14 protein-coding genes are annotated in these 11,938 nt (G+C 54.8%); 8 read left to right on the top strand and 6 right to left on the bottom strand.

The features are described 5' to 3' along the window. Positions 1-56: 56 nt before the first annotated feature. The gene (locus H3T89_RS01840; RefSeq protein ID WP_029678544.1) at positions 57-350 is read right to left on the bottom strand and encodes a hypothetical protein; all 294 of its coding nucleotides are present in this window, start codon (positions 348-350) and stop codon (positions 57-59) included. A 247-nt stretch (positions 351-597) separates the two neighbouring features. Here H3T89_RS01840 and H3T89_RS01835 point away from each other — a divergent pair, with 247 nt between their 5' ends. Then, positions 598-1,188: a xanthine phosphoribosyltransferase gene (locus H3T89_RS01835; protein WP_198216060.1), complete on the top strand. Its 591-nt coding sequence runs from the start codon at positions 598-600 to the stop codon at positions 1,186-1,188. A 39-nt stretch (positions 1,189-1,227) separates the two neighbouring features. Here H3T89_RS01835 and H3T89_RS01830 read toward each other — a convergent pair whose 3' ends face one another. After that, a complete protein-coding gene (locus tag H3T89_RS01830) occupies positions 1,228-2,220 on the bottom strand; it encodes a D-2-hydroxyacid dehydrogenase (protein WP_198216059.1) in 993 nt (330 codons plus the stop codon). Positions 2,221-2,300: 80 nt separating this feature from the next. Next, on the bottom strand, positions 2,301-3,473 hold the full coding sequence (locus H3T89_RS01825; protein WP_198216058.1) for an aminotransferase class I/II-fold pyridoxal phosphate-dependent enzyme: 1,173 nt from the start codon (positions 3,471-3,473) through the stop codon (positions 2,301-2,303). A gap of 744 nt (positions 3,474-4,217) precedes the next feature. Here H3T89_RS01825 and H3T89_RS01820 point away from each other — a divergent pair. The 7 genes from H3T89_RS01820 (at position 4,218) to H3T89_RS01790 (ending at position 9,859) form a co-directional block, all read left to right on the top strand. Then, positions 4,218-5,042, top strand: coding sequence for an oxidoreductase (locus H3T89_RS01820; RefSeq protein WP_198216057.1), 825 nt, complete (start codon positions 4,218-4,220; stop codon positions 5,040-5,042). Positions 5,043-5,392: 350 nt separating this feature from the next. Beyond that, positions 5,393-6,400 carry a hypothetical protein gene (locus tag H3T89_RS01815; RefSeq protein ID WP_198216056.1) on the top strand — a complete coding sequence of 336 codons (1,008 nt, stop codon included), beginning with the start codon at positions 5,393-5,395 and terminating at the stop codon, positions 6,398-6,400. Then, positions 6,387-6,713, top strand: a complete 327-nt coding sequence (locus H3T89_RS01810; RefSeq protein WP_198216055.1) for a hypothetical protein — start codon at positions 6,387-6,389, stop codon at positions 6,711-6,713. The genes H3T89_RS01815 and H3T89_RS01810 overlap by 14 nt, the downstream gene beginning before the upstream one ends. 428 nt (positions 6,714-7,141) lie before the next feature. Continuing rightward, on the top strand, positions 7,142-7,405 hold the full coding sequence (locus tag H3T89_RS01805) for a hypothetical protein (RefSeq protein ID WP_198216054.1): 264 nt from the start codon (positions 7,142-7,144) through the stop codon (positions 7,403-7,405). Positions 7,406-8,035: 630 nt separating this feature from the next. Beyond that, positions 8,036-8,218, top strand: coding sequence for a hypothetical protein (locus tag H3T89_RS01800; RefSeq protein ID WP_198216053.1), 183 nt, complete (start codon positions 8,036-8,038; stop codon positions 8,216-8,218). 861 nt (positions 8,219-9,079) lie between these two features. Continuing rightward, positions 9,080-9,499 carry a TetR/AcrR family transcriptional regulator gene (locus tag H3T89_RS01795; RefSeq protein ID WP_198216052.1) on the top strand — a complete coding sequence of 140 codons (420 nt, stop codon included), beginning with the start codon at positions 9,080-9,082 and terminating at the stop codon, positions 9,497-9,499. Between the two features lie 3 nt (positions 9,500-9,502). Beyond that, positions 9,503-9,859 carry a hypothetical protein gene (locus H3T89_RS01790; protein WP_198216051.1) on the top strand — a complete coding sequence of 119 codons (357 nt, stop codon included), beginning with the start codon at positions 9,503-9,505 and terminating at the stop codon, positions 9,857-9,859. A gap of 317 nt (positions 9,860-10,176) precedes the next feature. On the opposite strand, the gene H3T89_RS01785 is transcribed toward H3T89_RS01790, so the two are convergent. From H3T89_RS01785 to H3T89_RS08875, 3 genes are all read right to left on the bottom strand, one after another. After that, positions 10,177-10,422, bottom strand: a complete 246-nt coding sequence (locus H3T89_RS01785; protein ID WP_198216050.1) for a hypothetical protein — start codon at positions 10,420-10,422, stop codon at positions 10,177-10,179. Positions 10,423-10,935: 513 nt separating this feature from the next. Beyond that, complete coding sequence (locus H3T89_RS08880; protein WP_232348378.1) at positions 10,936-11,466, bottom strand: hypothetical protein; 531 nt, start codon at positions 11,464-11,466, stop codon at positions 10,936-10,938. A 310-nt stretch (positions 11,467-11,776) separates the two neighbouring features. Beyond that, positions 11,777-11,932, bottom strand: a complete 156-nt coding sequence (locus H3T89_RS08875; protein ID WP_232348377.1) for a hypothetical protein — start codon at positions 11,930-11,932, stop codon at positions 11,777-11,779. Positions 11,933-11,938 lie beyond the last annotated feature (6 nt).

The following is an 11,938-nucleotide window of genomic DNA, read 5'->3' as shown; positions in this document are numbered from 1 at the left end:
TCCGCTTTAGATAGGGAAAGCGGACGGGGCAGGTCGGGGAAGTCGAGATGACCCAGTCAGTTGCGCATTTGGTCCTTGGCGTTGTTGACAGCCTCGGTGGCGCCCTGCTCAGCCTTGGCCTTGCCGACCTTGACATCGGCCTTGGCCTGGTCCATCTTGTCGGAGGCGGCGTCCTTGGCGTCGCCCATCTTGTCCTGGGCAGCGTCCTTGGCGTCGCCCAGCTTATCGGCAACGGCGTCCTTGGCATCGGATGCCTTGTCCATAACCGTATCCTTTACATCGCCAGCGACGTCGGAAATCTTCTCGCCGGCAGACTTCATGGCATCCTTTGCATCATCCAGAATCCCCATATGGTCCTCCTTAGGTCCTTTAACGCATCGTGACGATGCGTGACCATTGCGGTCAATTTTCACTGTAACAGTCAGGGCCTTGAATCCGCGGATTGACGGACTGACACGCCAGGAAGACGCTCCAATGCGCTGGAGGTGAAACCTGGCGGATCCGTGCAACCGGACCACAGTCGCAGAACCGGGTTATCTTGGTTTCTATCCGTCGGGACCACAGGGGTCCCGCTTTCATGACGACAAGGACGATGACATGCAGGAACTTGAGGAGCGAATCCGCCGCCAGGGCACGGTCAAGCCTGGCAATGTACTCAAGGTGGACGCCTTCCTCAACCATCAGTGCGACGTGCGGCTCTTCGACCACATGGGCGCTGAATGGGCCCGCTTGTTCGCTGGACACCGGATCGACAAGATTCTGACCATCGAGGCATCCGGCATCGGCATCGCCTGCCTGGCCGCCCGCCACTTCGGCGACGTGCCGGTGGTCTTCGCCAAGAAGACCCAGTCCATCAACCTTGACGGCGACCAGTACACGGCCCGCATCTACTCCTTCACCAAGCAGCGTGAGTACCCCGTCATCGTGGCCAAGCGCTTCCTCAAGGAGGGCGAACACGTGCTGATTCTTGACGACTTCCTGGCCAAGGGCAACGCCCTGCATGGTCTGATCGACATCTGCCACGACGCCAAGGTCATCATCGAGGGCATCGGCATCGCCGTGGAGAAGGGCTTCCAGGAGGGCGGCCGCACCCTGCGCAAAGAGGGCTATAACCTCAAGTCCCTGGCCATCGTGGCAAGCATGGACCCGGACCAGGGCACCATCACCTTTGCTCACAATCCTGCCTGAGCAGGTCGGCACCCGGTCCGGGTCGCAGGAACAATAGCGTCAGTCAACCTGATGCTCGCTGCTGCCGCCCTCCAGGATGGTCTTCACATCGTTCAGGGAGATGTTGACCATGGCGTTCACGGCGGCATCGGTGTAGAAGCCGATGTGGGGCGAGACCTCCACATTGGGCATGGCCTTGAGAGTCTCCAGGGCCTGGTTATCGACCTTGGTTCCGCTCAGATCCTTTTCGAAGATGCCTGCCTCACCCTCGATGGAGTCGATGGCGGCACCAGCGATGGACTTGGTCTGCAGGGCCTCAATCAGGGCCGGGGTGTCCACAATGGGGCCTCGGGCGGCGTTGATCAGGAAGGCCGAGGGCTTCATGGCTTCCAGGGCCTGCGCGTTGATCAGATGGTGTGTGGTCTCGTCCAGCGGCGTATGAACGGTGACGATGTCGGCCCGCTTCAAAAGTGTGGGCAGATCCACGTAATCCAGGGTGTCTGCCAGCTCGGGGCGGTGGACCGGATCGTTGGCGAGGACGGTGGAGCCCAGCGCCCGGAAGATCCTGGCCACGGCCGATCCGATCTTGCCGGCTCCGATGATCCCCACGGTCAGGTTGTGGATCTCGTGGGCCTGAAGCCCATCCCAGGTATAGTCGTCCTTGGCCTCGCGAGCGCTGGCCTCCCCCAGATGCCGGACCAGACGCATGACCTGGGCCAGAACCAGTTCGGAGACCGACCGGGGTGAGTAGGCAGGCACATTGGTGACGACCAGCCCGTTCTCTCGAGCGGCTTGCAGGTTGACGATGTCATACCCGGTGATTCGCAGGGTCAGTTGCTTGAGACCATACTCCTTGAGCCGCTGGTAGAGCTCGGGCTCAGGCAGGGCCGCATGCTGCTGGATGACGATTCCGTCGTATCCCTTGATCATGTCCACGGTTTTCATCCCCAGATCGTGGTCGGTGGTGTCCACCTGAATGTCATTGGCTTGCGCCCAGGCCTGAATGGCCTCCTGCTCGTCGGGGCGTACTGAATACATGAGAATGCTGGTCATTTTCTAGTCCTTGGTAACTGTCCTCGTTGATTGTTGCTAGATGATGGTTGTGATGATTGCCGAGTGAATCGCCGGAGGGATCAGCCGCGATTTTGAGCGCGCATATAGTCGCCGATCCGCTCCACGGCGGTATGCAGATCATCCATGGAGGCAGCATAGGAGATGCGGACGTAGCCTTCTCCCCCAGGCCCGAAGCTTGCTCCGGGGATTACCGCCACCTTGGCCTTTCGAGCCAGGTCGTAGACGAAGCTCCAGCTGTCGCGCATACCCTCGGGCAACCGGGCGAAGATATAGAAGGCGCCCTTGGGATCGATGACATCCAGACCGACCTCGGGCAGGGCCTTGACCAGATAGTCCCGCCGCTTGCGGTAGGCCTCGCGCATCGGATCCGTGTCATTCATGCCCTTGGTCAGAGCCTCCTGGGCCGCATATTGGGTGTTGGTGGTCACCGAGGTAACAGTGAACTCGTTGACCTTGCTGATCTGATCAATCACGTCGGCGGGACCAGCCGCGATACCGACCCGCCATCCAGTCATGGCATGGGACTTGGAAACCCCGCCAAGAACGACTGTCTGCTCGGGCAGGATGGTGCCCATGGACACATGGTCGCCCTGGTAGGTCAGCTCGGCGTAGATCTCATCGCTGAGCACGAAGAATCCATGCTTGCGGGCCACCTGGGCCAGGGCCTCCAGATCCTCACGGGCATAGGTCACCCCAGTGGGGTTGGTCGGATAGTTGAGCACCAGAGCCTTGACCGGCCCATCGCTGTTTTCTATGGCGGACTCCAGCTTGTCCGGCCTGAGAATGAAGCCGTCATCGGATGTGTCGACGAAGACGGTTTTGGCGCCGCTCAGCTGGGCGATGGGGATGTAGAGCGGGAAGATGGGCGTGGGCAGGATGACCGTGTCGCCCGGGTTGATCATGGCGGTAAGGCCCGAGAAGATGCCCCCGGTGGCCCCGGCCGTAATCACCATCTGCGTGTCAGGGTCGTAGTCCAGTCCATACTTGGCGTGTAGATAGCCGGCCGCCGCCTTGCGCAGACTGGGCATGCCGCGGCTTTCGGTGTAATGACTGTGGTTGTCCTGGATGGCCTGGATGCCCGCCTGCTTGACGTGCTCGGGGGTGAAGAAGTCCGGCTCCCCCAGGGTCAACTTCACGATGCCGTCTATTCCGGCGATCTCCTTGTTGAATTCGAGAATGTCGCTCGGCGCCAGAGCTTTGACCCTGGCATTCATATGATCCGCCAATGTCATTGGCTTGTCCTTTCCCATGCCGTTACTACAACCATTGTCGCTGGTGCTGCCCTACCGACTATGCGGTGACGATGCACGGGAAATGCTGTCGACGACTGCAGGGCCGGTGAGTTCCGATCCATGCAACCGTTCCTACAAGGCACGCGGCGTCACAGATCGAATCCGTGCCACCAATAGGTAAATCGTGTGCCCTGCATGCCGAAACCTCCTGCGGTGTCTACAATCAGCATTGATAGTAAGCGTACAGCGAAGTTGCGGCAATCCGATAAACGCGACCATTATTTGACCAGGCACTTCCATTTTGCGGACGCGACAGGTATCCAAAACACATTTTTATAGCAGGTGACATGGTACCAGGCCAGATTAATCTTCAGGTTCCCTGGTAGGCTTCCTCGGCTCACCCATTCACCAGGCTGGCAAATCGCAGACCGCGAATCTTTACCAGCACATTGAGATAGCCCCCTCCCCACACAAACTCTCATCTCATTCCAACCCATTACATCCCGAAGCATTTATCGGTTGTATGCTGAGCTCATCTCTTCGCTATGGTCGGCAAGCTATGGTCAGCTCAAACGAATCGGGTAAAGAGTCATGTCAAAGCTGTGTCGTACTACCAAACTCGATCATAAAAGTGGCCTTGTCTGACTGTACAGGCCTTTGCATTGAGATCGCCGTCATATACTTTTGCCTCAAAGACAGGCAAGAGACAGAATTCTTGGATGTCTGTCAAAAAGGGGTGAGGAAATGACCAATCGAGTGGCGCTGGTCACTGGAGCCACCAGCGGCATAGGGTATGAAACCGCTCGGATGCTCGCCGAGCATGGATACCGGGTGTATGCAGCAGGACGACGTGTCGAACGACTGAAGCCGCTGGGCGACAAAGGGGTGACAGCCGTGCGGATGGACCTGACCGATTCCGCCTCCATCGAGAAGGCCGTCGCACGAATCCTGCAGAAGGAGAGGCGGGTTGATTTGCTGGTCAACAACGCCGGCTATGGCTCCTATGGCCCGGTCGAGCAGGTCTCCATTGATGAGGTCCGCCGACAATTCGAGGTCAACCTCTTCGGCCTTGCCCGCCTGACCCAGCTGGTACTGCCCGCCATGCGCCGGGCCAGACGCGGCCGGATCGTCAACACCTCTTCCATGGCAGGCCGGATGGTTACCTATATGGGTGCCTGGTACCACGCCACCAAGTACGCCCTTGAAGCCTTCAGCGACGCACTGCGTATGGAAATGCGACCCTTCGGCATCGACGTGGTCCTGATCGAGCCAGGAGCCATCGCCACCAACTGGGGCGCAATCGCCGCCGACCATCTTCAGTCAGTCACCCGCAAAAGCGCATATCAAGAGTCAGGATCCCGAGCCACTAACGGACTGCGCAAGCTTTACTCCAGCACACTTTTGACCCAGCCATCGGTTATCGCCAGGGCCATCGTTCGTGCCTCGACGGTACGCCATCCCCGTCCACGCTACCTTCTGGGCTTCGGCGCCAAACCTTTGGTCGCACTTCATGCCCTTCTCCCCACCCGTGCCTGGGACTACCTGATGGTTCATGCCAAGGACCTATAAACGCTAAAACTATGTGCCAGAGCAGTACACCATTGAAGCCAGGTGTGCGCAAGGAAGTTTAAGTTTGGTGAGGCAAAATTCTGACCCAGCTATTGTGAAATACCAAGAGTCTGATATACATCACTTTCCTTGCCTAAGGCTAGTGCTGATGAGGACGGCCGTGTGGATGACGTTAGGTTGGGATGTTGCAAATACTGTGCCGCACCATTCGTTGATATTTGTTTCAGACTTTGACTACTCCCAAACAAAGCAATTGCTTTAAGCGCCTTTGAGCAATGGACGGTTATAATGTAATGAATTATCGTCAGCTATTAGCGCACAGCCTGCATGTCTTTCGATAGGGGGTTTGGTTGAAGCCTGAAGAATCTGAGTTCAGCGACGATCCGGACTCGCCCTTGGCATTTTTCCGGAACGGAATAAAGAATGGCATCACTAAGGGCAATACCGCCATCAAAGACATCGTTCATGCACTGGAACGTGAATCCTCCGAATTCGCCTTGGCTCATAAAGCCATGAATAGCGATTTGCGTTTGGTGGTAGATGCTCCAAAAAATACCCTCGATGCCATCGCTAATGGTGACATCAAGCTAACCACCGATAGAGCAGGCAACACCTTTGCCCAACTTTTGGATACCAACGGGCGATATGGAAAGAAATTACCCATCAAGCGCGAGGATTTCAGCGAGGGAATTGATCCCGTTCAAGCGGCGAACGCAATACAACTCAGGGCAATTCAAGGTCAACTTGAAGACATCGCCCGCCAGATTGCAGTCATTGATGTGCGCGTGCAGGAAGTACTCGAGGGGCAACAGAACGACAGGCTCGGCCTCCTACAGAGCGGCATGCGCCTTTATCTGCAGGCCCGTGAAGTTGACGACGACACTCTTAGAAAGCTGCTTATATCTCAGGCTTTGCGCGCTCTATCGGACGCAGAGGCCCAGCTCGAGCTGAAGATGGAGTCTGACGTAAAATATCTCGCAAATGGCGACTACGAACATGAAAAAGGCAAACGTACAAAACTCATCGATGAAAGAATGGAGAGCATCAACGGTTGCTTTCCTGCCATACACGAGGCGTCAATTGCCAGAGCAGCCATTTTTTGCGAACAGGGAGAACCCAAGGCCATGGTGAAAGCCCTGGAAACATATTCGCACTTTATCAAAACGACTGTAGGAGACAATGCGGGCCTTCTAGCGGAATGCGATCGCTCCGATACAGGAACAGAACAGGGAATTTGGCGATCTCGGGCCGCACTCCAACTTGACGTATCCAAACTAAGCAAATCCCTAGCGTTGCCCGAAAAGCACTTGTACCTAAAGATAACTGATAAAAAGGATGAGAGCCATGAAGAGCGTTAGAGGCTGCACCAACCAGGAATGCGACTCTTACAAAGAGAACTTGAAATATAAAAAAGACTTCGATTACTGTCCGAAATGCGGCTCAAAACTGATGACCGTATGCAACTCCCGTGGATGCCACACTTTCTTGGATAACCCGGATAGCATCTTCTGCGCCCGCTGTTTGGCCAAAAGAAAAGACCGTGCGGATCATGTGAAGAAGAGCATGTCCACCATCGGCGGAAGCATGTTGGTAGCAGGTGGTTTCCTCGCAAAAAAAGGCAAGACAATCGCCTCAGTTTTAGCGACGGCAAGCAAATTCATACCAAAATGAAGGCCTTCATGGACCGGAACAACATGCCTTGGGCGTGGTGGCTGGCATCCAACATGCACTCCACCCCATATGCGTGGCCAGATGACTGAGTCGACACCATACCAGCAGTTTGCTGACCGGCCAGGGAGCAACACGCTACGCCCAGATCAGTAGGTTCGAAATATGCAACATACTGACGGATAGAGCCAGAAGGCGTTGGGAGTTGAGAGCGGCCAAGGCCGCGACATCAGAGTTTGACGACACAAAACGTGCGATTAGTGATTCCATGATGTTGTTATATAGTTGTTATGAAAGTGAGTCATAGGCGATTCATGAAAGCGTTGAGGTATCGGCGGCTTCTGTGACGACGACTCTCGCGGCTGGATTCTAAAAGTGATCAGAACTTCAGCGGCCAACAATGAGCACCAGGAATTTTGAGAGGAATAGCCATGAGCTTGACGAATGACAAGAATCCGAGGGTTGAAGTCACAAAGATATTTGCCGACTACGAACACCCCATGACTGCGGCAGTGGAATGGGCCCAAAGCATCGCCACTTCCAGGGGAATAAACCCCAGCAAGGATCAAGTTGTGTTTATCCGTGAACTCAGGCGTGCGGAGCCGAGTCTAAGTCTGAAATCCGCCGTGTACCTTGCTCAGATGACAGAGAAAGCTGTCCGAACCGAACACAACGCAGATGAAACAGGCATCTAGAGTCTGCTGGACACTGATAGCATTATTCCGTGAGCCCCACCAGTCCCATTCAAGCGAACTGGGGATATGGGTATACCTCGAAGTCATCTAAGTGACGATATATTGGGCTCACTATGATTGGGGTCCTTTTGTTGAAGCCAACCTCTCCCCCAATAAGATAGTGCTTTCAATTTTCTCAACTGCTATGTGGCGATGAGCCGCCTGCCCTCTGGTCGGGTATAACACCAGTGTGGCCATACTCTGATCTTAATGATGGCGGTGCTTCCCGAAACGCTTACGTGGATTGCCAAAGATCTGGGTCAGACTTGGCTTTAACCACTTCGCTAACCTTGCCCCTCGCATTACTCGGAGCCGATAAAGCGCCCTCTAATCGCGCAATAGAAGACTTCGAGACACCATATGTTTCCCTACATATTTATCTCTTCAGCAATTATGTTGGCTTTTTGTTTTTCTGCAGCTAATGCACGGCTATGCCATTTGGCATACATGTCAACCAAAGGAAACTGATATGCAGTCATAGAACACACACAAGGTACTGGCTCTAGTGCAAACAAGCGCGTCAGCGGCACCGATGTTGGTGTTACCGGAACGGCTAGCGTTCCTGAACTCATTACAACTGCGCAGAAGCCAATGATTGAACAGATCCGAACCAGAGAAAATGGTTCATCCCTCAGCACTACAGAACTTGATCAATTGGCCGATTGTCTGGATCAGCTTCCTACAGAGATTAAAAATGCCGACTCCAGGACCATTCCGCATTTCGCTGAAAAACTGGATAACTTCTTAGCTGACGGAACCTTCTTTTATAACTGACCCTCAGATAACCAGATCCAACCGAGGTTTGATTTGGGAGGGTTCATTTTCCAGACGGGAATTGTCTTTATCCAATACGGTGTCCCGGCCTATAGAATCATCAGCGGAATCAGCACGCTCGGTAAAGTCTGGGGCGGAATTTCCGGTATCAAATGGGCGCTGCGATCAGGTCATGCTGAGCTCTGATTGGAGGAGATGTTGCCAGAGTGCTGTTGTGAATAATTGGGATTGACTGTGTAATAAGGGAGTGCTTCGGCTGATTTATGCTCTGAGTATTTGCAATTCAGGTGACCACTGACACCATAAATGTTGATGGTCGCCAACTCTACTTGTAATTAAAGGAGTGTCGAATGAAACCTGGAAGAGACGCGGAACTTGTTCCGGATCCATTTATCGATATCTGGATTGTCAGTATCATCGTTAGCGACGTTGACGGGTCGATATTTACACTGGTCTTTCTCGTTGTAACCATTATCGAAAACTGCACATATAAGTTCAACAATTCTCGTTGATATCCAGCTGATAATCGTATTCCTTGTTGGTTCCCTAGAAGCCCTGAATATATTCGTTCAATCAAAAAACAGAACACCGAAAGTTCCTCAGGGCAGTAGTTTCAGCGGGAAACATAGTTATTACACTGGTTATCACTTCTCCTATGGCAGTTTTTATGCTCGGATAGGCTTTATGCTCGGATGGGGGCCATCTTCATGGCTCTTGATTCTCGTGCTCATCACTGGAAGCTTGCCATCGAATTACTATTTCCATCACCGACTGCTTCCAAAAAGAAGTAACGATAATCATGAACAAGAAGACCGTCCATTATTCTTGACCATTCAGTCAAATAATGCTATCTTGGCGTGCATGGGTCGCAAGAGAAGTTTCGATGATGATGAGGTGCTTGCCCGTGCCCGCGAGGTTTTCCTGGAGCATGGCTATGAGGGAACGTCGATTGATGCTCTGGTCAAGGCTACGGGTCTGCTCCGGGGCAGTCTCTACGGTGCCTTCGGCAGCAAGCGTGGCATGTTCGTGGCTGCGCTTCGTGATGCAACGGATTCGGAGTCGCGCGACTCAGGAGTGCTCAATCTGGTATTGGTGGCACTCATGGAGCTGTCAGATCATGATCTAGAGGTTCGCAGGCTGGTCAGGGATTACCTGGTAAAGCTGTCCAGCTCAGGATCTGACGATACCAATGCTGTGACCGTTGATGTCGCCACGCTCCTTGGTGAGACGCTGCTGCAGCGTGCACATATTCGGTTGCAGCCTGATGATGAAAGAAGATAAGTCATGAACAACAAAGTGGCAATTGTCGGACAAACGCTGGAGATTGAACCGCAAGGCTTGGATAAGATGTGGTCGTTCAAGGGGAAACTGGTGGTGCCGCTCGAGCATGTTCTCGGTGCCAGCGAGGATCCGGGCATTCTTGATGATGCCAAGGGGCTGCGTTCGCCCGGCCTTCATGTTCCCGGTAAATGGGCCGGCACATACATTGAGCATGGGGGAAAAACATTCTGGAATGTCACCAGACCGGAAAGTCCCATCGTCATCCAACTCAAGGGTGAGCACTATGACCGACTGGTGCTCGGAGTGGAACATCCCCGTGAGCTGGTTGACCGGATAAACGCGGCCATCATCGAAAAGTAAACGACGAATTGCAGCACCTGCACTCTTCTATTCACTATCGGCGCTCAAGTGGTTAGAAGGTTATCGAATGGGCCGACAAATTATATAACGTATCGGTATATGACTTGTCGGCCCAGATGCTCACTCCCACTCGATAGCGGCGATTCTGCTGTTCCGCCATTCCAGTTACACCCAGTTTCCGCGCCATCTCGAAGCGCGTGCCACCGAGTGACGCGACGATACGCTTCGTCGGCTTAATGGACAAAAACTAGGACAGTTTCGAAACTCAAACGCCATGACGCTTTGGGCAAAAGCCAGCCAACTCAACGACTTCCGTATCATAGAAACCACTTGGAGCAGAGGCCGACCTGAAACACCGGATAGACGAGCATCAAGATTCCGAAGCAGACCATCATCACACAAAGCCCGATTCCGGCCCATTTTATAAAAGAGTCTTTTCTTTGCTTGTCGGAATTCAACTCCAGCCGGTCGGGAGAATATGTCTTGCTGTACTCGTTGGCCCTTGAGGCCACTCTCGAAAGCAGTTCGAAGGCTTCGTCGAGATCTTCGGCGAGCCTGTCCACGTCGAACCTAACTTTGAAAAGATACGTTTCGTCATGCTACTTGAGCGCCGATTTGCCCTGCGGCAGTAGAACCTCTCGCCGTTCACCTCGTTTGCCAGAGCGGTCCTCTCGAGCAGCTGATGCCCACTCGTCCGCCCCACCTTGCGCAGACATCCCTCCCGCAATGTCCATGTCTCAACGGGTGGGTACCACTTATCTGGATGCGCCTGGGGCAACAGGCCAACAGCACCCCAGGTCGCGCGCAGAACGAGCAGCAGCAAATACTACAGAAAAGGCGCACGACAAATGCTGGACCTCGGACAACAGCACCGCGGAGGGCGAGCATTCTGACCACGACCGAGCAACTCTGGCTACTAGACAGGCGCTCGTATGGGGCGCCTTTTATTTTCCAGAGACTTAGCTGCCAGCTAAGGTATGCGCCTCATGGCTGTTTCGCGAAGTCCCGACCAGCTCGACCGACCTCGACCTGTCTCCGCTCCCACCAGTTGCGCCGCACACTTCCAAGCGGTTCAATCATCGCGCAGACGAAAAACACACGGTGCCATGCGCTGTGCTGCACGGGAAGATTGGAGGAATCATGTTGTAGACAGTCGAATGCACCGCACCCGAGAGCAACCAGAGCTGTGATGAATGGATGACGTTAATCGAGATGCAGGGGTGTATGAGGGCGAGCCGAAAAAAGGCGAACGACCTCATCTGGTCAGGAGAGATCGACTCGTACATGCTCGGCAGGAAACTCCTGGTATCGAAGGCATCTATGGACACCCACGTCGAGTCGAGGAGCAGCAGGAAATGAAGGCAGCGACCGCCCCAAGAGCCGCCCGCGGCCGAGCACGTGAGGGAGCCTCGAGACGAAAGGAGTTCGAGGACGACCATAATCAAGAGCATTAGCAGGAGCCAGGTGAGGTTCATCGCATCGACCAACGCGATATTCTGCGCCGACGAGGCGTACGCGACGCCATGTACCGGCTCGTCAAGGATCCCCACGACCCGTTCCCGAACAGCTATATCAACGGCAAGACGCGCGACGGCATCGTGCTGCATGACGAGCTCGTCGCATGGGTCGAGCGAAACAGCGTCGTCGGCTCACCCAGAAAGAGGTAGCGCCGATGGCGGCCGCAGGCACGAGGGAGTGCGAGGCGCCGTCGAACAGCCCCATGATGGTGAAGCCTGTGGCCACTGGCTGGGCAAGCTCACGGAACACCTTGTCACCGAGCGCCTCGTAGTCGCGCGCGGGGCGACTTCCCGGCTCGAAGGCCGCCACCGGCTTCCATTACCAGTTGCCCTCGTAGACCTTGCTGCTCGCGTAAATGACCATCCCGAACTGCTCGTCCGGGACGAACTAACCCGTGGCCTAGGCGTTGGTCATGCGGCCGAGCACGCAGGTGCGCAGTATCCGCCAGCGGGGCATGGGTATGCGCAGCGCGACGGCGATGGAGCACGTCGCTTCAACGGTGAGCGCCGTTCCGCACATCACGGTGGAGTCGAGCTTCACGGGGATGATGACCATGCCGCC

Origin of the sequence: Bifidobacterium sp. W8114, from assembly GCF_016101165.1 — a bacterium.
Taxonomy (GTDB): domain Bacteria; phylum Actinomycetota; class Actinomycetes; order Actinomycetales; family Bifidobacteriaceae; genus Bombiscardovia; species Bombiscardovia asteroides.
The sequence above is the reverse complement of the archived record's forward strand: the minus strand, read 5'-3'. Positions and strand labels throughout refer to the sequence as shown.

Coding starts and splice junctions, on each gene's coding strand:
- H3T89_RS01840 (WP_029678544.1), bottom strand. CDS start 350: ATGGGGATTCTGGATGATGCAAAGGATGCCATGAAGTCTGCCGGCGAG.
- H3T89_RS01835 (WP_198216060.1), top strand. CDS start 598: ATGCAGGAACTTGAGGAGCGAATCCGCCGCCAGGGCACGGTCAAGCCT.
- H3T89_RS01830 (WP_198216059.1), bottom strand. CDS start 2,220: ATGACCAGCATTCTCATGTATTCAGTACGCCCCGACGAGCAGGAGGCC.
- H3T89_RS01825 (WP_198216058.1), bottom strand. CDS start 3,473: ATGACATTGGCGGATCATATGAATGCCAGGGTCAAAGCTCTGGCGCCG.
- H3T89_RS01820 (WP_198216057.1), top strand. CDS start 4,218: ATGACCAATCGAGTGGCGCTGGTCACTGGAGCCACCAGCGGCATAGGG.
- H3T89_RS01810 (WP_198216055.1), top strand. CDS start 6,387: ATGAAGAGCGTTAGAGGCTGCACCAACCAGGAATGCGACTCTTACAAA.
- H3T89_RS01805 (WP_198216054.1), top strand. CDS start 7,142: ATGAGCTTGACGAATGACAAGAATCCGAGGGTTGAAGTCACAAAGATA.
- H3T89_RS01800 (WP_198216053.1), top strand. CDS start 8,036: ATGATTGAACAGATCCGAACCAGAGAAAATGGTTCATCCCTCAGCACT.
- H3T89_RS01795 (WP_198216052.1), top strand. CDS start 9,080: ATGGGTCGCAAGAGAAGTTTCGATGATGATGAGGTGCTTGCCCGTGCC.
- H3T89_RS01790 (WP_198216051.1), top strand. CDS start 9,503: ATGAACAACAAAGTGGCAATTGTCGGACAAACGCTGGAGATTGAACCG.
- H3T89_RS08880 (WP_232348378.1), bottom strand. CDS start 11,466: ATGCAGCACGATGCCGTCGCGCGTCTTGCCGTTGATATAGCTGTTCGG.
- H3T89_RS08875 (WP_232348377.1), bottom strand. CDS start 11,932: ATGGTCATCATCCCCGTGAAGCTCGACTCCACCGTGATGTGCGGAACG.